Genomic DNA, 23929 nt, shown 5'->3' on the forward strand with positions numbered 1-23929 from the left:
GGCGGCTAAAGGCGGAACGCGGAAGCCATAAGGCAGAATGCAGAAAGCGGAACGCGGAAAGCGGAACGCGGAAGGCGGCAGGTCACGTGGCTGGTTGTATGCCTGGCGAGGCAGACCGCCCCCACATGAACCGCAGCATCAGGAAGCTGCATAAGCGCTAAGCCTTTGGTCTTTAAGCCGGTTTCGAATGTTAGGACACCGGCGTTAAGCCTTCAGCCTTCAGCGTTAAGCGTTCTGCCTTCTGCGTGGTATTGTAATTGCAAAAATGTGACAGATCAAAAAAGTTTAACATATGCATATAAAGGATAAAGAATGGTGGAAGGAAACGGTGATCTACCAGGTGTACCCCCGCAGTTTTAAAGACAGTAACGGCGATGGCGTTGGCGATTTACCCGGACTGATCTCAAAACTCGATTATATTCAAAGTCTTGGCGTTGGGCTGGTGTGGCTCAACCCCATTTATGCCTCGCCCAATGACGATAACGGGTACGATATCAGTAACTATGAAGCCATATCACCCATATTTGGCACAATCTCCGACTTCAATACACTGCTGGCAGGTTTACATGCCCGGGGAATAAAACTGGTGATGGACCTTGTAGTGAACCACACCAGTGATGAACATCCCTGGTTTGTGGAATCGCGGAAATCGCGGGATAACCAGTACCGGGACTACTACCACTGGTGGCCCGCAGAAAAAGGCAAACCGCCGCACCGTTATAGTTTTTTCGATAAGAAAGGGGAAGCCTGGCAATATGATGCCGCAACAGATTCGTATTACCTGCATTACTTCAGCAATAAACAACCCGATCTTAACTGGGAAAACCCAAAGGTTCGGCAGGAAATATATCAAATGATGAAGTTCTGGCTCGATAAAGGAATTGACGGTTACCGGCTCGATGCCATTTCCTATATTTCAAAAGATACTACCTGGCCGGTGCTCACGAAAAAGGAGCTGGTTGAAAAATACGATAATGACTGGTCGTACTTCTATGCCAGGGGACCTAAACTGCACGAATACCTGCATGAAATGAACCAGGAGGTTTTGAGCAAATACCCCAATATGGTAACCATTGCCGAAACACCGGGCATTGAAAAAGAAGACGCCCTGAAATTTGTACATGACGACAGGAAGGAACTGCACATGTTGTATCATTTCAAAGGCATGGGGCTTGGTTATTCAAAAGAGGGTTTTAAACGGCCCGACCCCAAAGGATATTCGCTTCCCGAATTCAAGAAATTATATACCGAATGGAACGATGTATTTGCGAAAGAAGGCTGGGGCACTATTTACCTCGGCAACCACGACCAGCCGCGTATGCTTAGCCGCTGGGGAAACGATGCGCCGGAGTTCAGGGTGCCTTCATCAAAACTACTGATGACCTTCCTGCTCACCATGCGTTCAACCCCTATTTTTTACAATGGCGATGAACTGGGAATGGCCAATATAAAATTTGAAAGCATACAGGATTACCGGGATATTGAAACACTGTACATGTTCCATTACCTGCAGGCGCAGAATGAAGATGTAGATCAATTCATCAAAGACCAGCAATACGGCGCACGCGATAACAGCCGCACGCCTTTTCAGTGGAATGCCACTCCCTGCGCGGGCTTTTCTACCTGTGACCCCTGGATACGGGTAAATGCCGACCATGTATACATAAACCAGGAAGCGCAGGATGCCGACGGCAATTCACCGCTTAATTATTTCCGTCACCTGGTGCAGTTAAGAAAAGATCACCTCGAGCTTATTTATGGCGACTATCATTTGTACGATGCGGATCACAAACAGGTATATACCTATACCCGCACCCTCGAGAAAACCGCCACACTGGTCATCCTTAATTTCTCAAACGACCTGGTGCAATACCTTATTCCCAAAACCTTGCATAAAAAAGAGTTTCAGCTTATCAGCAATAACGAAACCTCTCTGCAACAGGAAGGTCATGAACTTGCCCTGCTGCCCTGGCAGGCACTTATATTCAAGCTGAAATAGTAGAATAAAGACAACAGGGGCACAAACCATATTTAAGAACCCGTACGTTTTGAGCAAAAGCCTGCCCGGCATGTTTGTTGAACGAACGTACAGTAAATCAAACATTATGGATAGCATTAATAAACAACAGCAGGAAAAGAACCGGGAAAACCTGAACAGGGAAGCCGCTATTGAAAAATTGCGCGAACTGGTTGATAGTACGAAGACCTGCTTTTTTGATACCGGCCACCCTGTAGCCGATTCAAACGGGGTACGACCAATGAGTGTGCAACAAATAGATGATGACGGCACCCTTTGGTTCCTAAGCGCCAACGACAGCCATAAAAACCAGGAAATAGCAATGGATCATTCCGTAAAACTGTTCTTCCAGGGTTCTGCCCATTCCGATTTTATGTATCTCACCGGTAAAGCAGAGATCCTTCAGGACAGACATAAAATTGATGAGTTATGGGAGCCCATTATGAAGACCTGGTTTACCGAAGGCAAAGACGACCCGCGTATATCGGTGATAAAGTTTGTACCTGAAGAAGGTTATTACTGGGATACCAAACATGGTAAAGCGATCGCGTTCCTGAAAATGACGGTGGGCGCAGTTACGGGTAAAACAATGGATGATTCAATAGAAGGTAAACTCTCTATGTAATTGAACTGATTTAACGATTGAGATAAACTGAAGCAGGAAGCAGGAAGTACGATGCGCACGCATTTCATACTTCCTGCTTCTTATTTCTTACTTCTTACATCTTACTTCCGGCCGGTTATACTTCGTCCTGCCTCTATTTGAATCTAAAGATCAATATCTGAATATAGCAGCCAGTTCACCCGGCTCCGGCATTTCATTTGCCTCGAGAAAATATACCTCACCGCCATTCTGTATTGTTTTGATTACCGCTTTATCTATAAGATCCTCTACTGTATCCGATTCATGATCCAGGATATCAAGTTTATTCTCCTGCTCGTTGAACATACCCCAGATCCGGCTTCCCTTTCTTACAAACAAATGCGACACCCTTGAATAATATGCGGCTGGTATTATCAGGCTTAAATTGGTTGAAGTTAAATCGGTGGCCGACCTATTTCCATAATCGTCCAACGCCCGCCGTAATGGTTGTTCGAAGAACGGCGTCATTACCTTCATTGCATCTTCATACAACTCATTATCATTTTGCTGATGATGGTTGCCGGTCAAGGCTTCGGGCCAGATGTTCTTATAATCTGAAACCGATCTGTAAATAGGGATCAGGAAATCCTGTCCGGCCAGTAACAACGGCACATTCTCTTTATTGAGATGGCTCTTCCAGATAGTGTCGTCCACTTCTTCGAGGTAAAGCTTTATATTCTCTTTTTCATCGGGCCTGCCTGCGCCAATACCATGGTAACTGGCGCTGCCTGTGCCGCCTGTATCGCCCGTTCTGAAAACTTCTTTACCGCCTTTCTCTTCAAAATGCACCACGTCACTAACGCCTGCAGGCAATTCCTCTACCTGTAGATGTTCAATACCCAGTGCATCGGCCCTGTAAAACCTCGGAAACTTTTTAGCGATATCAAGAATGTAAAAATATTCGGGCCGAACCATAAACGGCACCAGCGGGCTTACATAAAATGAATTATTTACCACTACGTGTTGTACTAACGGTGCCCGCAGTTTTAAAAATCTGAACAGGCCATCGGCAATGTACACCGCCAGGCCATCGCTCATGGCATACCAGAACTTATCATCTCTCAACAGATCGTATCCGGGCTTCAGCATTTTCTTAATAAGCATCTGATCGGCGCCTTTTTCCTTCAGGGCCTTTTCAGCCTGCTGCAGGGCGCTCTTGAATGCCGTCATATCGAGCTGTTCATTTACCTCCATACCTGCCTTATGCGTAGGCATCAATATGCTTATACACGGGGGCTGGTTGTAAGCCGCCAGTTCTACAAACAGCTCTTTGGTAAGATTGCCACTTAATTCTTCGGGAATGGTATCGGTGAAATCCTCCGTATAAGTTTCATTTCTGCTTTTGTTCTGCGTTGATTCGGTTTTTGAAAATTCTTCTCCTTTGCTGGTATTCCTGTTAGGGTGGCGTACCGGCAGGCCGGCTGGTAATTCCGGTTCACTCTTATTCGCGCCTGACGGTTTGCCTTTGTCGGTTTTCGATGGTTTTTCTCTATCCTTTGCCATACAATATCATTTTAATGTATAGCCTCAATTAATATACCACGTACTTTAATTTATTGTTCACATTTAAGGAGAACCGTTACAAAAGCGCAGGTGAATAATTGGGGTTTTCGTTCCGCACAATACCGGACATTGAATAATGATCATCGTACCCAACGGGTAAACTTCGGTGGGGGAACATTTGTGGGCAAAAGCTGCATATGACGGGCGCGCCTGACATTACCCGCCCTGCATGCAACAATTTGTTAATAAAAGTTACTTTTAACGAGGGACATTTCTTTTTGCATCTGTAACATAACCAGGCACCCCATCGTCATAAGCAGGATATCGGGGGTATTTTGTCATTTCACATTTCAAACCACGGTAATATGAAATTGCAACCATTGATCAAAACCATTCCCATTCTTGGCATTTGCTGCACTTTATGCATTCATATATTCGCTCATAACGGCAGTGTGGCCTTTGCCTATCCGCTTGCGGGCAAAATAACGGTCGACGGAAACTTCAGCGACTGGCCGGCCAACGTCACAAAGTATATGATCGCAATGCATATCTCAGACACCAAACCAAAAGACCAGGCCGATTTTTCGGGCTTCTTTCAGATCGGTTACCGGCTCGACAATCATTCATTATATATTGCTTTTACCGTTACCGACGATGATTTTTTACAGGACACAACCGAAAGCGTACGCTGGAACACGCAGGACGGCCTCGAGCTGAGCATCGATGCGCGCCACCTGCTTTCAGGTTCGGGCGTAGCATCGTTCATGTACAGTAAAAAACTGCGCAACATCAACAAGGCTTTTTATGATCCTTTTGCCAGTACCGCATCGTGGGATATTATGGAAGTGGTGATGGTTCAGGAGGGCACAACCCGTTTTTACGAGTGGCGTATACAGTTAGGCAATGAACTGGCGGCAGGCAAATCGGTGGGGTTCGATTTTCATGTGTTCGATAAAGATAACGACGGCAGTTTTTCCTGGTCGGCCTGGGGCAAAGGCTACCAGAAATATATGAACCCCAACAGCCTTGGCGATGTGATCATTATGCCCTCCGGGGCAAAGCTGGCCACCCTTTCAGGAAAACTGCACTGGGATAAACCATCCGTGGTAAAGTTACCAGGCCAGGTAAGGCTCAATGGCGTATCGAACCCGAAGTTATGGTTCGATGCCGCGCTGGACAGCCTCGGCAATTATTCAACAGCCATTCCTGCCGGCAAATATGCCATCGCCCTACCCGATAATTATATCCGGAATGAGGAGGATAAACTATTTATTACGCTTAAAAAACCGGTAACGGTTATTACGAAACCCGGTGGTAAAACGGTTGCCCCGGAGATCATAATCCCTATTGCCGCCGCTCCCGACCTGGTACCTGAGAAAGGCGTGCTGTTCGATTTCACCCCGTCAAACACAACCCAGATCGACCGGTTCATTGAAACCTATCAAAACTACTATCGCATTCCCGGCGTTTCAATGGCGTTGATAAAAGATGGCAAACTGGTGTATTACAAAACATATGGTGTTCGCAATACCATCACCGGCGACAAAGTAGAAGAACAAACTTTGTTTGAGGCGGCTTCCATTACAAAACCGGTATTTGCATTTGCGGTAGAACGCCTGGCCGACCGCGGCATCATTGACCTCGACAAACCGTTGTATGAATACCTGCCTTATAAAGACATTGAATACGATGAACGGTATAAACTCATCACCGCCCGCCATGTTTTGACACATCGTACCGGTTTTCCCAACTGGCGCAGTATGAACCCCGACAATAAACTAGATCTCAAATTTACACCAGGTACGGGTTATGGTTATTCGGGCGAAGGGTTCGAATACCTGAAACTGGTAGTGGAAAAGATCACCGGTAAAAAAGTGGAGCAGGTATTACAGGAAGAAGTAATTGAACCGATAGGATTATATCATACCTGGTTCTCAAAGAACGATTCACTGGCAGGGGTAAAGTCGAACGGCCATTATGATAATCTGCCCACGGAAGCCGATATGCCCGATGCCCCAGGTATGGCCTGGTCAATGCATACGGAAGCAAAGATCTTTACGCGGTTCATGTTGTATTTACTGGAGCAGAAGGGACTAAAGCCCGAAACATATGAAACCGTATTATCGAAACACTCCGAATATCCCCGGGATGAGCATTCGCCAAAACCGAAGAACCCGACATACATGGGCATGAGCCTCGAAATACGCGAAACACCATTTGGAAAATCATTCGGGCATGGCGGCAACAACGGCGATTTCAAATGCAAGTTTGAAGTGTATAAAGACCTGAAGATGGGTTATGCAATATTCACCAACAGTAATAGCTCAGACCCCTTGCTGCAGAACCTGCGTAAATTTTGATAGAAGGAATAGATAAACCATAATTTTATCTCCCGGTACATGCAATAGAACGGATGAACCTTTTCCTGATGCGGCTACAATATAAAAGGCAGCCGATAAATGAAACGCGGCAATCGGTTCATCCGTTCCGGTCATATGTTATTTATTGTCAAAATGCTTTTTTATTACTGCCGCCTGTAGCGTTCTTACCCGCATTCTTTACATATTTTTCCAGCCAGGCGTTTTGTTCGTATAACATGTGCAACAGGTTCTCTTTACCGCGGTAACCATGGGCTTCATAGGGCAGGCTTACAAAACGTACGGTTCCGCCATGGCCTTTTACCGCATTGAACAAACGCTCGCTTTGAATAGGGAACGTACCGGGATTATCATCCATTTCACCATGTATTAACAACAAAGGCGTTTTTATTTTATCGGCATAACTGAAGGGGCTCATTGCCGAATACAGATCGGGCGCCTGCCAGTAGGTACGGTCTTCATTTTGAAAACCGAATGGGGTAAGACTGCGGTTATACGCGCCGCTGCGTGCAATACCTGCTTTGAACAGGTTGGTATGCGCCAGCAGGTTGGCGGTCATAAATGCGCCGTAACTATGTCCGCCAATGGCCACACGGTCCTTATCCCCTACCCCCATTTCAACCAGCTTATTGATGGCGGCCTCTGCATTCATCTTCAACTGTTCTATAAAATTATCATTTGGCTTTTTATCGGTACTGGTCGATACAATGGGCATTTCGGTATTATCGAGCACCGCATACCCCTGGGTTACCCAAAAAACCGGGCCGCCATAACTAACCATGGTAAATTTTTCTTTTGAGCCACGCACCTGTGCGGCATCCGCAGCAGAATTGAATTCGCGCGGATAAGCCCACATCAATACGGGAAGCGGGCCATCCTTTTTGGCATCGTAATTTTTGGGCAGGTACAAGTCGCCGGTAAGGTCAATGCCATCGGCCCGCTTGTAAGCGATCTTTTGTTTACTGATGCCTTCCAGTGAAGGATACGGGTTGGCAAAATTCGTCAGCGGCCGGTCGGCGATGCGCAATACCAGGTTCCGCAGGAAATAGTTCGGCATCTCCTTTTGCGATTCGCGGCGGGTGATCAATACCAGCTTATCTACATCAGGCACATCGGTCACCATTTCAAACATTCCCTCCTGGCAACGCCAGATGATCTCATTCTTTTTTGTGGCCAGGTCGAATTTGGCAATGAACGGCAGATCGCCGCTGGGCGAACTGCCCACCTGGTTATTCATAAGCAGCCTGGTATTGTTATCGATCAGCTTTATCACCTGGCGGCCAAATTGATTCTTTACAGTTACCGGTATCCCGGGATTGCCATACGCATCGGTGGCATTGCGCTCAAGCAAAGTTTCAAGCTGGCCGGTTGATGGGTCATACCGGCTGAACCGGGTATTTTGTTTGCTTCGCAAACGCTCTCCTACCAGGGCAAATTTTTCATTGCCCCAGGTGATGCCGCTATACCGCCAGCCTGTTTTAAAAAGCAGGGCGGGCTCACCGGTAAATGGCGCACTTAAAGCATATACCGCATCATGAAAATCAGTTTTGCTTTTGTAAATACCACTATCGAGGGGGACGCACCAAACAATGGTTGCGGCCACATCGTCGCGCCATTCAAAACCACGCGGGGCGTTCAATACATTATCATAACCTGAAGGCGACAATTCAGAAGAAGGCACCTCCGCTACCACTTTTACCACTTTGCCTGAAAGATCGGTTATACTTACGGTTGAATTGAAACCATAAGCCGTTACGAGGTAAGAGAACGGTTTGCGGATGTTACGGGTAAGCAGGAATTTTTTATCGGGCGACAATCTGAATGACGTATAAATGGCAGGCCTGCCGATTTTCGATTCTACCCCGTTTACATTCTTCACCAACTGCGCGGTGGTATAAAATGCAAACAGTTTTTCATCGTACGGCGATTTAATGAGGTCCTGGTAGGTACGGCTGGGCGCCACTTTGCCAAGGTTCTCCTGAATGGCCGGTCCCGCAGGCATCAGCGACCTTACAGGCGCGGCAGTTGCGGGCTGTAACGTGCTTTTGTATAAGAGGGTATTGTCATCCATCCACACAAAGTCTTCGCCAAGGATCAGGTTCAGCGGCTGTTTGTTCACCTTTGAAGCTTTGCGGGTAGCAAGGTCGATCACATACAGGTCAACGCTTTTATTGGAGGTATTGGTAAATGCGATCTTTTTCTCACCGGGGCTCCAGCTTACATTACCGGCCAGCATATTGGCGGGCAAACCGGCAACGGGGTATTCTTTTCCGGCCTGTATATCTTTTAATGTGAAGTTATTGATGAAATTCTGGCGGCTGGGCGCAAAGTTATTCGGATTGATGCGCTGTCCGGCTATCTTCAACTCGGGCTGCGCCAGTTCTTCCACAGAGGGATAGCTATTGCGTTCCATCAGCAGCATCCAGGTGCCTTTATCATTAAAACTTACAGCGGGCGTTGGTTTGGCCAGCAGCAGTTCCGTTATGGCAGCAGGCGGCGTTTTGTAGCCCTCATCCTGGGCAAAACAGCGATCAAAAGCAATAAGGGTAAAAAGCAGTAATACCGTTCTCATGTGATGTTTTTAAAGTTCTTCAATTTGACGGCGTAAAGCCGGAAAACCTGTAGTTAAGGGTAGAAATGTCTGCCCGCTCTTCCTCCAGCCCGCATTCGGCGATCTTATTCACGTGGCCGCAATGATCAATCAGACAGAAACGGAATATTGTAAATATCGGTAACGGGGGTGTAATTTATTCGCCCGGTATTATCAAAATAAACGTTATTGATTGTTATTGACCGGTAAAAAGAACCGTATTCATAAACTTTCGTCCAGTTGCCGTGATCCCGCAAGGCCCTGGAGAAGACACCCGGATCGTGATCATTGACAGACCTTTGCTGGATCCAGGGGGTATTGGTGCTAAATATGCTGGAATTTATCATAGCAAAACCCTGTGGCCCAAAAACTGTGGCTTTAAGCTTTTTTGCCAAAGCCGCCAACAACTCAACCCCGCCATTAAACCTAGCGCCTGAACCACAGGCAAACACAACTACCTGGGCGTAACTGGGTAATGGGCCGGGCGTGCTATGCATTTTTTTAGCTATGCGCGCCAGCGCCGGGGACTGCATCACATCTTTCGATTGTAATTTGGTAGCGCCAATTGAGAAAAATGCCTTGTGCCCGTTTTGTGCATCTCCGTGACTCAGGAATAACAGGTTGGCTATTTTTTCAGGCAACTTTTCAATCTTATTGGCAGCATAATTGACATTTTTTACATGCAGGATGATAAAATTGCCGTTCTTTTCAGCAGCGTTGATAAGAAGCTGCAATGCTTTGTCTGGCTTACCATGAACCAACACCGTTTTTTCCTGTTTATTTTCAGCAGGATCCGGCCTGAATAAAAACATCAACGTTGCCGTATCCTGGCCGAATACGAACATACCCCTCAATAGCGATATGATAAATAATAGGGATGTTCTCATTTTCATTGTTTATGGCTGGGTTGGTTTCCTACCGGAGCAGCAGATCTGTTTCACAGGCATCGGATAGTTCTGAAACAATTTTAAGGTAAAGAAACAATGTAACAGCCAATTTGCCTATGGATATTTTTCCAATGGCTAATGACATTAGCGGGTACTTCACACTACATTAAAAGTAAATTATATTGATAAGCCGGCCAGTGGTGCCAGCAATAACCGTTCAGGTTAAGCGGGTATGTGTTTTGCAGCTTTCAGGCAACACTATCTACTATGCAATGCAGATCGTTATTACCGGCATTGACCGCTGTTTTTTTATTTAGCTGCGGCAATAACCCATCGGAAAGAAAAACCGAAAATGTGGAAAGCCCCGATACGGTAGCCACTGCCTACAGGCAAAGTGTGGAGCTGCCGCCGCCTTTCGCTACCAAATCGGTACAGAACTTCAGTAAGGTCATCGGCTGGCCTGCGGGGAGAACGCCTACCGCCCCGGCGGGTTTCGAGGTGGGCAAATTTGCCGACAGCCTGAACAATCCCCGCTGGATCTATGTAGCCGCCAATGGCGACATCTTTGTATCTGAAGCGTCGGCCGAAGCCAATGCCGTCAAAAAAATAAAAGGCGCCCTTAGCGGCAAATCGAAATCGCAGAACCTGGGTAATTCCGCCAACCGCATCACGCTTTTCCGCGATACGAACGGCGACGGCGCCCCCGATTTTCGCGGCACCTTCCTTACCGGGTTGAATCAGCCATTCGGTATGCTTATTATTGGCAAAACCTTTTATGTAGCCAATACCAACGCACTGATGGCGTATCCATACGAATATGGCCAATCGAAAATCAGCGCCGCCGGTAAAAAGATCGTTGAACTGCCGGCAGGCGGTTATAACAATCACTGGACGCGGAATATCATCACCAACAAAGACAGTTCAAAAATATATATCAGCGTTGGTTCGGGCAGTAATGTGGCGGAGCATGGACTGGAAAATGAAGTACGAAGGGCCTGCATACTGGAAGTAAATCCCGATGGTTCGGGCGAACGCATTTATGCATCGGGGGTAAGGAACCCCGTGGGTATGGACTGGGCGCCGGGCACGGAAATGCTGTGGACTACGGTTAACGAGCGGGATGGACTGGGCGACGAACTGGTGCCCGATTATATGACCGCCGTTTATGAAGGCGGGTTTTATGGCTGGCCATATGCGTACTGGGGCCAGCATCCCGACCCGCGTATGAATGACAAACAACGCACCGACCTGGTAAAGCAATCGCTGGTGCCCGACTTCTCATTGGGTTCTCATACCGCTTCCCTCGGGCTTGCCTTTGATGAAAAGCGCATTATGCCGGGACCGTGGGCCGGCGGCGCATATATTGCTCAGCACGGCTCGTGGAACCGCTCCCAATTCAGCGGTTACCAGGTAGTGTTTGTTCCTTTTCAAAACGGAGCGCCTTCCGGCGGCGCCCGGCCGTTCCTGACGGGCTTTGTAGCCAATGAAGCTAACAAGGAAGTATATGGGCGGCCGGTAGGCGTATTCTTTACAAAAAATTATATGCTGGTAACTGATGATGCCAGCAATACCATCTGGTGGGTAAAGGCTGCCGGTAAACAATAAACGGTAACCTATAGTTCTCCATCTCACTCAGGCGCACCGGCCAGCCTTTGCAATAAGTTCTCAGAATACAGCTGAAAGCCGAAGGCCGAAAACCTAAAGCAAATACAGCATACAGCTAGCCGGAAGGTGAAAATACAGTCCATCCATTATATTCTGAAAATCTATATGTTCGTCTTTTACCGTGTAGATTTTTGAATACTCCATACGACAAATGCTGTTTAGCAGGGCAAAAGTATAGCAAGGCGGGAAATTGCCGGTAATTATTAATCCACAAAGCATTGATTATGAGTGGCAAGCAACCAGGTTACACCGGAAATAAGCAGCTAAAGAACTTTGCTAAAAAAGAAAGCCCCGGTGTAGACACATCGGGGCTTCAGTTAAAGTACTAATTAGTGTACTATTAAAACAACTAAACAGACCTCTTTGACTAAAGGGATCTGTACTTTTTTTAAAAAATTTTATCGGGAAGCGGTTAATGAGGGCCGGGGGGCGTGAGGTGGCTATAAAAGAAAAAAGGTCCTCTGTAGAAACAGCCGACCTCTAACGATTGCTTGCCATATGAAAAAAAACGTAAAATCTGATTTGAGTGAAGCGTTGCTTCGTGGTAGTTTCCTCTCTTTCTTTGCTTCTTACCTTGCTACCGTTGTTGATGATGTAAAAGTACAGCGCCGCTCTTCACTTTCATAATTAGCTTTTTGCCTGTTTTATGATCGCAAAGCCATTTCACGAAACACAAAACCTTTGCCCGGCAATACTTTCAGCCGATTTTGCCAGTGGTCTCCAGCACGTAAAATTCCCTATATAATTTTTTGTTTTCAATTATCGCCTGCATTCCGGCATAGTTATATTTCATACCCGGAAACATTTTGAACACACAAAGTGCAAACAACAAACCCTGTAATAAGGTAAAGTCAACCAGTGGCATGAAAATTAGAGCACATGTAAGAAATCTTCCATATGGAGAACACACATGTGCTGGAAGGCTATCGCGACCAGGAAAAAGGAGCGTACCTGGGCGCAGTGGCTTCCATCGCTACCGCAGATCGGGCTGCATCTGAAGAAGAGATGCAATACATTGTTACGTTGTGCGATGCCGCCGGCATTTCAGCGCAACAAAAAGATGCGGTAGTTCGGGCCGCCAGCGAATTAAGCGGCGATGAATTGAAAAAATGCCTCGATATCTTAAAGAACAGTGAGCTTAAATACGCTTTGGTAACAGACATAATCGCTTTTGCAAAAGCCGATAATCATTATGCTGAAGAAGAACAACAAAAAGTAAAAGAGATCTCGCAATACCTGGGCGTTGATCAAAATCAATTTTCCCTTCTCAATGAATTTACCGACAAAGCAGCCGCCAAAGATGTTCCTGCGGAAGAAAAAGCCAGCCCGTCGTTTTTGTCGTCACTGGGTTTAAACGATAAATTAAAAAATGCAGGCATCAACTCGAACAGCCTGATGAAAGGTTTGCTGGGCATTGCGGGACCGATCATCCTCGGCAGCATTGTATCGGGCGCCATGCGCAGAAGAGGACGCAGCACCGGAATGTTAGGCGGTATGGGCGGTTTAATAGGTGGTGCCGGGCTTGGCTCCATTATAGGTATGCTCAGCGGCGGCAGAGGCTTCAGGAATTCAGGCGGATTATTGGGAAGAATACTGGGCAGACGTTTCTAACCTTTTATAATATTTCAATGTAAAGTTTTAAAACTTCAACTATGACACTACCTACAATGAAGGGAACTGTAATGACATTTATGTTACTGGCTGCGTTGTTTACATTCTCCTGTAAGGGAAAGGAAGAAGACAAAAGCATTGACGCTACGTCAACTGAAAATACCGGCCGCGATGTAACCGGCGATACATCAACAGCGACATCCCCTATAACGACTACTACCGATTCAATGACAGTGAACGAAGATCAGTTACGGGATGCAATAAAAGACTATCCCAATGTAACGGCAACAGTTAACAATGGCGAAGTAACGCTTACCGGCTCTATCGAAAGAGACCAGCTGCCTAAACTGATGCAAAGGGTACAGGCGCTGAATCCTAAAAAAGTGAACAATAACCTGTCAATTAAATAAAAGGAGGTTATCATGGCATTGCAGGATAAATACAAAGAGCTCATAGATAACGCCAAAAGCGCAGGCGTTCAAAACCTGCAGGTGAGCGAACAAAATAATGTTTTGCATATCACCGGCGAAGCGCCCGATGCAAAAACAAAGGACAACCTGTGGAATATTTACAATAGGATAGACCCCGATTTCAGGGCGGGCGACCTGGTGCTGGATGTAAATGCAAAAATTACGGAAGGCACAAAAGCGAAGGTCGTTACCGAAAAATCGAACCTGAATATCAGGAAGGGACCGGGAACTGACCAACAGATCGTTGGCAAAGCGGCGCATCATGAAATTGTAACCGTGATCAACAAAACGAACGACCAGTGGTCGTTTATACGAACCGACAGCGGCGCTGAAGGATATGTTTACTCACAATACCTTGAGCAGGCTTAATATGATTCAATACAGGAATAAGGAATAATATGCAGGAAGATGAATACAAAGACCATCGTGATCACCGGCGCTTCCAGCGGCGTTGGAAAGGCATGGCGCTTGAAATGGCGCAACAAGGCGCCAAACTGGAAACAGTTGTGGATACCGGAATAATTTCTCAACGGCTACTGTACATCACAAACTAAACTGTACGGTCACATACCCGTTCCGTTTGTCGGCAGGTATTATACCGGGGCCGGGATAGCCATCGGCCCGGCGGGTGAAATATTTTTCATCGGCCAGGTTATTGATGCCGGTATATACCGTGAAATGCCGCCATTTATAACTTACACTGAGGTCCATTACACTAAAGGCAGGAATGGCGCCATCTACCGCCGTTGGCGTTGTTTCGGTGTTCGTGGCATCGGAGTACTGTTTGGCCTGGTACGCATACTGGAATGAAATATTGAAATGCGGATCACTGAAACTTATACCGCTTCTGAATACCACGGGCGGCACATTCTCAACCAGTTTATCGGCAATAGCGGTATTCTTTGTATTGATATACCGCGCATCAATCAATGAAAAGCTGGTATACACATTCAATTTGTATCGCGAGTTAGCCCTTATCGCTTTTAAAATATCGCCATCGAGCAGGATCTCGGCGCCGACATTGCGGCTATCGCTTACGTTGGTGCGCAGCCGGTAGGTCATAAAACTGGTATCGCGGGTAAATACAGAACCGATGCGGTTATTGTATTTCAGCATGAACACGCTTACATCGGCATACAGCCAGCCTTTATAATTCCCCCTGAACCCCGCATCGATATTGAACCCATCTTCGTCTTTCAGCGCAGGGTCAACTTTGGCATTAGCATTCACCACCCGTATATCGTTGAAATTGATAGAGCGGTAGTTCTGCGAAATATTGGCGTACAGTTCGATGCTATTCTTAAACTTAAAGGCACTGCCAAAACCCAGCAGCACAAATGAACGCGGGTTTGTTTTTTCTTCCATGATCTTTTCATCGGCAATAAAAATGTTCCGCTTATAGTAATACCCGTCGGCCTTTGTATCGATATGTTCAAAACGAATACCGGGCGTAATGCTCCAGCGCGGTGTTATCCTGAAAACATGCTCAGCAAAAAAGGCAAGGTTATTTCCGGGAAACCGGAAAGCGGAAGCATCGGGTTCTTCCCCAATGAAGTCGAAATCGGCGCCGCTGCCATCATTGGCCCGGCCCTGCTTACGGTCGGTTAACCCCTTGTACCACCGGCCACCGATCAAAAAAGTATTTTGTTTACCAAAAAGATTATAATCATGTATGAAGCGCAGCTCCGATGCGTAATTATCATACGTATCGGATAACAGGTCGCGGTTACCGCCATTATCGGGACGATTAATATACGTGAGCATCCCCAACGCATCGCGCCCGCCCTGTAAGGTGTAGTTGCGCCAGTTCAAACGCGTATGCTCGTTGAACTGATAATCGAGCGTAAGGTTGATCAGGTTCCAGTTCACCTTAAACCAGTTGCGCGCTCTTACCGAAACCGAAGCATCTTCCTTAAACTGCTCGTCGGTTAAGCCGCCGGGTTGCTGCGCCAGGTATTTCATGAGCGTGTATTCGCCCGTGACCTTAAACTTTGGCGTAAGGTTATATGCCAGGTGAACATAGGCATTGTGCTGATCGTAGTGGCTGTTGGGCCGCCAGCTATCCCCTTTCTTATATTGATAAAAGGTATAGTAATTCAGTCTGTTGTTGGCAATGGTGCCGCCAACACTGTTAAATGAATTGAAGAAACCGAATGAACCAAATGTTTGCCTGGTAGTGAAGCGCACCCGCTCCTTCTTTGGCCCTTCTTTCATTACAAAATTAACCAGTCCGCCAAACTGTGGACCGTATTGCAAACTGGCCGCGCCGCGTACGATCTCTATGCGGTCGAGCGCTTCCGTTGATGGGGTATAGTAACTTTCTGGGTAACCCAATGCATCGGCGCTGATATCGTACCCGTTCTGGCGGATATTGAAATTCGATGAGCGGTTCGGGCTTAACCCACGCCCACCGATGCCTAACTGTAAACCGCCATGATCGTATTCCCAGATATTCAACCCCGGTATGCGCGCATAGATCTGCCGGGTATTATTGGTTGCCAGGTTGGCATTGATATTTTTTAAATTGATCAGTTCCGTTTTTTTGCCTGCATAGATGGCTGTACCCGAAACATCCTGCAGTTTGCCTGAGATGTTCTCATTCTTTTTACCGGCTACAATTACATCTTCAAGGCTGGTTGCAGGCGCCAATGCAATCTGCAGGTTCTCGTTCTTACCGGTAATGCGCACAGCTATTGTTTGCGCGGCATGTCCCACATAGGTGATCTTTAATTCATATACGCCGGTATCCAGTTTCGCAAACCTGAAGAAACCATTCTCGTTCGTGACGCGCTGAATACCCTGCGGTAATAATATTACAGTGGCCTGTTCAGCCGGTTCATTTTGTATGCTCACCGTTCCGCTGATAGTAAAGGAACGCTGCGCCACAACCGTCGTCATACAAATCATGCCTGTAACAAAACAAAACAATATTTTCATTTCAGTCTCTCTGTTTTATACGGTAATATCCAATGATAATGTTTCCAGCTGAACGGCTCCGCCGCCAGGTTTACGCTGGAATCTATAAACAGGCGCGAGCCGGCGCCATTTAGCGATACATATACTTCCCCATACACCCTGGGTTGCGCTATTCCTCTTTTTTCATAAACGCCGGCGAGGTAATGCGCATACTTCAGGATCATATCGGGCTGGGTGCTCATCATTTTTTCCTGCAATGGCGTAAGGAACTCGGCATTGTTCACCTCATAAAACTGTTTTCCGGTTTTGTCTTTTACGGTAAAATAAGCCGCGCCCGCTTTTTCCATCAGCATTACGCGCCAGGAAAAGCGATACCCTTCTTCGCTCCAGAACAAATGATCGGGGTATAACAAATACCTGAAGGGCACAATGCATTGAAAGAATATATACACCAGCATTGTACCGTACAGCCATTTCTTATAAGTAAATGAATATGCCGTTGAAGGCGCATCTTCCTGTTTATAACCGGGCAACAGGGATAACAAGCGCTGATGAAAGGGCGCTGAAAAAAAGATCAGGCTGCTTACGATCATTACATACGGGAACATACCTATGCCCGGGAAGAAGATGGCGGTGGCAATATGAAAGATCAATACAAAACAATACGCTACGGGCCTTGTTCTTTTATTCAGCAGGAAGAAAACAATGAACAGATCGTAGAGGGCCCCAAACCAGGAGAACAGGTAGGCCACCCATTCTTTGTACAATAACGGACCTACCAGCGGAAGATGGCTTTTGGCCGGCAGCCAGGTTGTCATCGGTTGTGCATGAATGAGCCAATCGGTGTTCAGCTTGGCAAGGCCGGCAAAAAAATAAACAATGCCCATCTGGAAACGAATGATGCCGATCGTCCACGCTGGAACGTATAACCTTTTACTGACGGGTTTTATAAAAACATCTATCGAGTAAGAACGATTGGCCGGCAGCCAGATCATAATAAAAGCCACCAGGCTGATAAAATAGTAATGGTTCAGGTAGGTGGTTACGTCAATTAATTCTACATAGGTAAAGCAAATGAAAAACAGTACAGCCGCCACCCGGTAAAACAACCCGGCGGCGATCAGCAATGCGGCCAGGGTTATAATGGAAAACACCAGGTACATGCCTGGTTTTCCAAAAGGTTGCACCCATTCAAACCCCCAATAAGTAAAATGAAAGTTGGGCGAAACATACACCGCATCTACCCAGCCGCGCCACCAGAAACGAAGGGTACTGAAAAACATCAGTAAGCCGAAGGTGATGCGGAAAGTAACGAGTGGCGCAATGGGCACAGGTTGCTCCCAACGTTGCGTGTTAATCGCCATCATTATCCATGAATGTAATTTGAACGCCTGTAGCCGATGCCACATCCGTTTTTATCAATGTGAGCAGCTTTTGAATTTCCTTATAGGCCGCTTCCACGTTCGAAGGCGCATTGGTAATTGTTGCCGATAACGGATCGGGCAATGCTTCCAGTTTGGAGATCACCATATCGAACTGGGCAGTTACCTGGCCGGCGAGGTCCTGTTTTTTCAGCGCAACCAGGTAATCGGAAAAACCTTTACCGCTGCCGCCGCCTGTAAAGATCTTTTTCAGGTTCCGAACGCTTTCCTGTGCCAGCGCCGATGAATTACCCGCGAAATACGCTTCCACTTTCGTAGGGAAAGCGGTGCCGTTCGACTGTTTGCCAAACGGCCAGCCGATACGCGGGCCCTTAAGTACATCGAGGTAATAAGCGAGGTTGTTGATCATATTACCGATGGGGCTGCCCACATTGGTTTTTGTGTTGCTTATGAAATCCGCGCGGTAGGCCATCCAGTCGTTGTTCACTTTATCGACCAGTAACTTCAGCCGGCTTACCACATCTTTTGCATATTTGACCCGGGCGGCGGAGTTGGCGTCGAACTTTTGAATGGCGTTGGGGCCAAAGAAAAGATAATTGATGGCGGCAAAACCCTGCGCATAAAATGTGTTGCGCACGTATTGGGTAAGGTCATAATTGCCGGAACCGATATTGTTTTCGATGGTTGTGCTGTCGATAGAAAAACCGGTCAGTTCGCCGTTGGTATTGAAATTATAATCGAGCCCGCCGTTAAAATTCAGGTACACATCCAATGCGGCAACTACGGCCGGACCAAAATTGAATGCCTCTACCCTGGTGAACTGAAGATGCAATTGTTTATATGCATCGAGCAGGGCCTGCTGGTTGGCCGTATTCCGCGTAGTGAGGAAGGTGTTGGCGAGCGTTTCGAAACTGTTCACTTTTTCCTGCAGCGATCTATAGGCAGGAAGAATGAGCTCATCGGCATAGTGGGTGAGCATACCGGTTTTATCGAAACCGTTATCGGCATCGCCCCCGTCATCGCCGCCTTTGCTGCAAAAAATGCCTGCTGTTAACGCTACAGCAGCCAGGAACGAGAGTAGAAGTGACCTTTTCATGTGATGTTTTTATACCCTTTATAAAATGAGTAAACTCCCGGCAATACACCGGGAGCTTAGTTCTATTGGTTAACAACTATATTATGGTTGCAACTGGCCATAGGTTGTAGTGAGGATCTGTTGTACCTGTTTCAGTTTGGTGAAACTGGCATCGTTGATAAGCGCATACAGATTCTGATTCAATCCCAGGATACCAACCAGGGTTTGATAATTGGATGCGGAGAGTTTGCTGGTTGAAGCGCGGTGTTTCAACGCAACGATAAAACCGCAGCCTTCCGACAGTTCGTGTAACTGGGCTACTTTATCGGTTTTTGCCTGCGGGCTTGTTACGTAATAGTAACAGGCGGCGGCCAGTGTTTTTTCGAGGTATTCTTTAATGGTGGCACTGGCCGCGTCGCGTACTTTATAATCCTTTGCGGCAATGGCAGCACGGCCTTTGCGGAATGCTTCGAAAATGATGCCGCCGGCTTTGATATATTTTCCCCTTTCGGCAAAATAGCCGCCGATGGCCAGCGGTCTTTCCGGATCTGTGCCCGCATATGATTTTGTAGTATCGTAATTGGCGGGGATGCCCACATAGCCGAATGCCAGATCCCACTCATGTTCCATGGCCGTGCCTTTTCCGGGCATTACGGTATTGTTATCGGCATTAACCGCCGCATCGAGGTGGGCGTTCACTTTCGACAGCGCCAGTGCGCCCATCATTCCCTTGGCAACACCCTGGTTGTATTCAAAACCTGCGAAATTGAACAGGCGGCTGCCCTGTTTGCCGGGTTTGCCTTCGGCGCCTGCGGTGTTATAGAACTGGCTTACAACCACCATCGAATCGGCCATGGCCTTAATTACAGCCGGGTCGGCGGTGTTGGTCGACAGTTTGAACCCCGATGCATTCAGTTGGACCGCGGTATTGGGCAGGTTGGTGATGAACTCGTTAGTAAATCCATTGTTGGTGTTGTTCCACAGGTAGTTTACGGTATCCTGGCTCAACTGGCGGCTGGCGCTTCTGCCGAGGTAGAACTGGAAACCCTGCCACATATTGATGGAAGCAGTGGCCTCGGCAAACTCAGCATTGCTAAAGTTGTAAGAACCAGGCACATCGTAGGGAGCAATATCATCGTCTTTATCGCAAGCGCTAACAAATACAGAACATACAATTACAGTAAGTGTCAGTGTCCTTTTTTTCATGAGTTACTAGTTTCGGTGTTACTTTAAATTTCATGCAAAGCAAAAGGACTGGCGCCGCAAGTTGTTTCGAGAACGGGAAATCGATTTACCCGATCGGGAAATACATTAGCAAAAAATAATAATCGTAAAAAAGGAGATGTATTACGCAGCATGTAGACCGGAGGTTGCCGGGAACGTAAAATTTATTTTAAATAGTAACCCGGCCTTGCGTATGGCAGCGGGTGGCGTGCGCCGTGTAGCCTGAAAAGCGTGGCGTTAAGCCCTGCGCGTTGGATCCCCCTTCAGGGGCCGGGAGCGTGTGAGATGGCTATAAAAGAAAAAAGGTCCTCTGTAGAAACAGCCGACCTCTAACGATTGCTTGCCATATGAAAAAAAACGTAAAATCTGATTTGGGTGAAGCTTTCGCTTCGTGGTAGCTTTCTTCTCTTTCTTTGCTTCTTGCCGTGCTACCGTTGTTGATGATGTAAAAGTACAGCGCCGGTTTCCGCCCTCATAATCAGGTTTTTTGAGATTTTATGATGCCAAACCCGTTGCGCGGTTTGCAAAAACGTTATCCGGCAAGCATTACAGCCGAATTTCGCTTTGGTCTCCAGCGTAAAAAATGCTCATTTATCGTTGAAATATCCGGTTCTTTCAGGCTTGTATAGGTAACGCCATGCGGGTTTACTCATAGGTATAACTTTTCACCATTACCCTGCCATCGCTGGCTACGGTTTTTTCGCTGGTAAGCCTTTTCTTATCATCGAAGGTATAACTGTGCTCTATGGTTTTGGTTGCATTGAAACGGGTGGAATATGTATGTGTAGGCAGTTTTTCGGGCGCGGGAATATAATCGGGCTCCAAGCGGGCAGTGTTTAAAAATTCCGCATCATAGCGATACGTGGTTTCGGCTGAACTTTCTGTTTTCCTTGTAAGCGTTCCATTTATATCATACACATAATTGATGATATTATATACAAAAGGAGGTAAGATGTAAGAGTGCATATATTCCTTTTGTTTTACGAGCCTGTTGTCACTGTCATAAAAGTACTTAAACGCAATGGTATCCTTCATGATGTTATACTGGTAAACACTGTCAACCATTCCCAATTCACCATCGATGAAATAGTCGCGGTGCAGCGTAACCTTGTTATCTTCTATGTGCTCGTAAGTAAAGGCATTATTGTTGACATACTGGTATACGTAGCGGTGGCCGGGTTTGTTAACCGATATTACACTGGTAATACGGCCCTGGCCGTCATAGCTTACATTAAATTTTTCCACTACATGACCAATTCCCACTGCGGTGATGTCTTCGGTATAGGTTGTTAACTTTTGGGGGCCGCTAACGCCACCGGTCGACTCTTTTTTACAGGCGGTATTGAGTACAAACAGGGATATAACCAAAGAAAGGGCTGATACTTTTGCTTTTCGGAACATAGGGAATTTGATTGACCGGTGCGAAACTATAAAAAATAACTATAACGCACCATGCCAACCCATAAGTGTGTCGTTTAGGGCTTTTTTCGTGCAGTTTTGGCAATAAGTGTAGTAATAGCCACCTACCAGCCATTTACTATTAACTACCAGCCTTCGACAAATGCCGCGCAATAACCTTCGGATCGATGGCTGCATGCGAAGAGGTATAAACTACCTTTTTATCTTTCAGCAAAATGATCTGCGGGCTCTGGTGGGTAACCTTCAGCTCCTGGGCAACCAGGTTAGAGATGGGACGAAAAGACAACAGATCGAGGTAATGAAAATCGGCCTTGCCTGCTATGTGATCATCGAAACCCAGTTCGAGGCGATATTTAGCATGGGCGCTGATGCCACAGGAAGTACTGTCTTTGAAAATGATCTGCGGCTTATCTGCAGAGTTTTCCAAAAGGGTATAGAAGTGCTCTTTCTCAGTTACGCTTTTCCAACTATTCATGGTGCAAAAATACGCAATAAGTAGAAATTATCAGAAACGCCGCCTGCCATTGTCACAGCGCTGTAAATGGCAAAGCTTATGCGCCTGTAATCAGGCAGATACGATGCCTGCTTAAATAAACCTAAAATACCCGATAAATTGTGTTACCTTCACCAGAAGCAGGTCTGCACATTAACATTTCTTTCACCACCTCTGATAGATAATATTAGCTATAATAATGCTTCTCTTTATTTACCGGCAGTAAAATCTATGTCCGGATCAGAGTTAAATTTTAAAAAAATATGGGTAAATCTCAGGAGACAACTAACAAAAGAGAAAGAGAAAAACAAAAAGCCAGAAAACAACAGGAAAAGAGGGAGAAGATGCAGGAGCGGAAGCAGAACAAAGAAAAGGGCGGCAAATCCCTTAACGACATGATCGCCTACCTCGATGAAAACGGAAATATTTCAGCTACTCCACCAGATCCACGAAAGAAGCGTGTCTTCAACCAGGAAGAAATACATGTAAGCGTTCCCAAGCTTGAACAAAGACAAAAGGAAGCAAAAAGAACAGGCGTTGTCACTTATTATAATCACGTCAAGGGTTTTGGCTTCATCAATGACGATGAAAGCAAACAACGGATATTCTTACACAACAGCAACCTTTCCGGAATTATCAATGAAAATGACCGGGTACAATACGAGATCGAAAATAGTCTCAAGGGACCAGGCGCAGTGAACATCATAAAGATCTAACTATAATTTACCGCCAGGTGTATACTGTCATCCCTGGCGGGATTGTGCTTTTGTTAACACCTTAATGTTTATCTTACACTTTCAGAATTTGTAAATAGTTTCTTTCATTCCCCCACTTCATCTCACAATTCAAGTGGACTTGTAAAAATCAGTTTCCACATTCTCTATTTTAATTCAACCGAAAATTGTCATGGCATTAATTATTGTATTAGTGGGGTTATGGTATTTGTCGTTATTTTTTCAAACGTTCTTCCAGCACAGGTATGCGGCACACGGCGCGTTCACCATGAACAAGTTCTGGGAACGCGTATTTTTTTTATTTACTTACCTGGCACAGGGCTCTTCGTATATGAGCCCAAGGGCATATGCCATCATGCATCGGATGCACCACGCTTACACCGATACAGATAAAGACCCGCATTCACCCAGTTATTCAAAAAACATTTTCAGCATGATGTGGCGTACGCGGAATATTTACAGCGCCATATTCAAAGGAAAAATAACGATCGAGGAACGTTTTACAAAAAACATTCCCGACTGGCCCCTGTTCGACAAATGGGCCCACAGTACATTTTCAAGGCTTTTATGGGCCGCAGGGTACACGTTACTGTTCATTTTCCTTACGCCAACACTTTGGCTGTTATTGTTATTGCCGGTCGTAATGTCAATGGGCGCTTTTCACGGAGCTATCATCAACTGGTTCGCCCATAAATATGGTTACATAAATTTCAGATTGAAGAACACTTCCCAAAACCTGATATCTGTTGATCTGTTGATGCTGGGAGAGGCTTATCATAACAATCACCATAAACAACCATCATCTATCAATTTTGGCAAACGCTGGCACGAAATAGATCCGGTGTTTCATGTAATACGTTTTTTAGCCTGGTGCCGTATCATAAAACTGTAATACTACCCCTCACCGTAAAATAAATTAGAT

General features: G+C 46.3%; 19 protein-coding genes. 10 read left to right on the forward strand and 9 right to left on the reverse strand.

The window, feature by feature from the left end; genetic code table 11:
* Positions 1-292 precede the first annotated feature (292 nt).
* The gene (locus tag A4R26_RS10435; RefSeq protein ID WP_081163724.1) at positions 293-1999 is read left to right on the forward strand and encodes a glycoside hydrolase family 13 protein; all 1707 of its coding nucleotides are present in this window, start codon (positions 293-295) and stop codon (positions 1997-1999) included.
* 106 nt (positions 2000-2105) lie between these two features.
* A complete protein-coding gene (locus A4R26_RS10440; RefSeq protein ID WP_081163787.1) occupies positions 2106-2642 on the forward strand; it encodes a pyridoxamine 5'-phosphate oxidase family protein in 537 nt (178 codons plus the stop codon).
* A gap of 150 nt (positions 2643-2792) precedes the next feature.
* On the opposite strand, the gene A4R26_RS10445 is transcribed toward A4R26_RS10440, so the two are convergent.
* Positions 2793-4163 (reverse strand): baeRF7 domain-containing protein, encoded by a 1371-nt coding sequence (locus tag A4R26_RS10445; RefSeq protein ID WP_081163725.1) that lies wholly within the window; start codon positions 4161-4163, stop codon positions 2793-2795.
* 365 nt (positions 4164-4528) lie between these two features.
* Between A4R26_RS10445 and A4R26_RS10450 the strand changes: the two genes are divergently transcribed.
* A complete protein-coding gene (locus A4R26_RS10450) occupies positions 4529-6523 on the forward strand; it encodes a serine hydrolase (RefSeq protein ID WP_081163726.1) in 1995 nt (664 codons plus the stop codon).
* Between the two features lie 148 nt (positions 6524-6671).
* Here A4R26_RS10450 and A4R26_RS10455 read toward each other — a convergent pair whose 3' ends face one another.
* Together A4R26_RS10455 and A4R26_RS10460 are read right to left on the reverse strand one after the other, a co-directional pair.
* On the reverse strand, positions 6672-9113 hold the full coding sequence (locus tag A4R26_RS10455; RefSeq protein ID WP_081163727.1) for an alpha/beta hydrolase family protein: 2442 nt from the start codon (positions 9111-9113) through the stop codon (positions 6672-6674).
* A 125-nt stretch (positions 9114-9238) separates the two neighbouring features.
* Positions 9239-10018 (reverse strand): hypothetical protein, encoded by a 780-nt coding sequence (locus A4R26_RS10460; protein ID WP_133054619.1) that lies wholly within the window; start codon positions 10016-10018, stop codon positions 9239-9241.
* Between the two features lie 267 nt (positions 10019-10285).
* Between A4R26_RS10460 and A4R26_RS10465 the strand changes: the two genes are divergently transcribed.
* The 5 genes from A4R26_RS10465 (at position 10286) to A4R26_RS10480 (ending at position 14133) form a co-directional block, all read left to right on the forward strand.
* Positions 10286-11623 carry a PQQ-dependent sugar dehydrogenase gene (locus tag A4R26_RS10465; protein ID WP_081163729.1) on the forward strand — a complete coding sequence of 446 codons (1338 nt, stop codon included), beginning with the start codon at positions 10286-10288 and terminating at the stop codon, positions 11621-11623.
* Between the two features lie 558 nt (positions 11624-12181).
* A complete protein-coding gene (locus tag A4R26_RS35825; RefSeq protein WP_278248416.1) occupies positions 12182-12310 on the forward strand; it encodes a hypothetical protein in 129 nt (42 codons plus the stop codon).
* A gap of 270 nt (positions 12311-12580) precedes the next feature.
* The gene (locus tag A4R26_RS10470; RefSeq protein WP_081163730.1) at positions 12581-13294 is read left to right on the forward strand and encodes a TerB family tellurite resistance protein; all 714 of its coding nucleotides are present in this window, start codon (positions 12581-12583) and stop codon (positions 13292-13294) included.
* A 41-nt stretch (positions 13295-13335) separates the two neighbouring features.
* Positions 13336-13704 carry a BON domain-containing protein gene (locus A4R26_RS10475; protein WP_107685818.1) on the forward strand — a complete coding sequence of 123 codons (369 nt, stop codon included), beginning with the start codon at positions 13336-13338 and terminating at the stop codon, positions 13702-13704.
* A gap of 12 nt (positions 13705-13716) precedes the next feature.
* A complete protein-coding gene (locus tag A4R26_RS10480; protein WP_081163732.1) occupies positions 13717-14133 on the forward strand; it encodes an SH3 domain-containing protein in 417 nt (138 codons plus the stop codon).
* A 174-nt stretch (positions 14134-14307) separates the two neighbouring features.
* Here A4R26_RS10480 and A4R26_RS10485 read toward each other — a convergent pair whose 3' ends face one another.
* The 6 genes from A4R26_RS10485 to ytxJ all read right to left on the reverse strand — a co-directional run bounded on the left by A4R26_RS10485 (position 14308) and on the right by ytxJ (position 22255).
* Positions 14308-16701: a TonB-dependent receptor gene (locus A4R26_RS10485; protein WP_081163733.1), complete on the reverse strand. Its 2394-nt coding sequence runs from the start codon at positions 16699-16701 to the stop codon at positions 14308-14310.
* Complete coding sequence (locus A4R26_RS10490) at positions 16698-18047, reverse strand: HTTM domain-containing protein (protein WP_081163734.1); 1350 nt, start codon at positions 18045-18047, stop codon at positions 16698-16700. The genes A4R26_RS10485 and A4R26_RS10490 overlap by 4 nt, the downstream gene beginning before the upstream one ends.
* Positions 18034-19158 (reverse strand): imelysin family protein, encoded by a 1125-nt coding sequence (locus A4R26_RS10495; RefSeq protein WP_081163735.1) that lies wholly within the window; start codon positions 19156-19158, stop codon positions 18034-18036. Before A4R26_RS10495 ends, A4R26_RS10490 begins: the two co-directional genes overlap by 14 nt.
* 81 nt (positions 19159-19239) lie before the next feature.
* Complete coding sequence (locus A4R26_RS10500) at positions 19240-20343, reverse strand: DUF4856 domain-containing protein (RefSeq protein ID WP_081163736.1); 1104 nt, start codon at positions 20341-20343, stop codon at positions 19240-19242.
* Positions 20344-21006: 663 nt separating this feature from the next.
* Positions 21007-21762: a hypothetical protein gene (locus A4R26_RS10505; protein ID WP_081163737.1), complete on the reverse strand. Its 756-nt coding sequence runs from the start codon at positions 21760-21762 to the stop codon at positions 21007-21009.
* Positions 21763-21901: 139 nt separating this feature from the next.
* Entirely contained in the window at positions 21902-22255 is a 354-nt protein-coding gene (ytxJ, locus tag A4R26_RS10510) for a bacillithiol system redox-active protein YtxJ (RefSeq protein WP_081163738.1), read from the reverse strand.
* A gap of 281 nt (positions 22256-22536) precedes the next feature.
* On the opposite strand from ytxJ, the gene A4R26_RS10515 reads away from it, so the two are divergent.
* Positions 22537-22989, forward strand: a complete 453-nt coding sequence (locus A4R26_RS10515) for a cold-shock protein (RefSeq protein WP_081163739.1) — start codon at positions 22537-22539, stop codon at positions 22987-22989.
* A 190-nt stretch (positions 22990-23179) separates the two neighbouring features.
* The gene (locus A4R26_RS10520) at positions 23180-23899 is read left to right on the forward strand and encodes an acyl-CoA desaturase (protein ID WP_081163740.1); all 720 of its coding nucleotides are present in this window, start codon (positions 23180-23182) and stop codon (positions 23897-23899) included.
* Positions 23900-23929: the final 30 nt, after the last annotated feature.

This window comes from Niastella populi (assembly GCF_002078015.1).
Classification (GTDB): Bacteria; Bacteroidota; Bacteroidia; order Chitinophagales; family Chitinophagaceae; genus Niastella; species Niastella populi.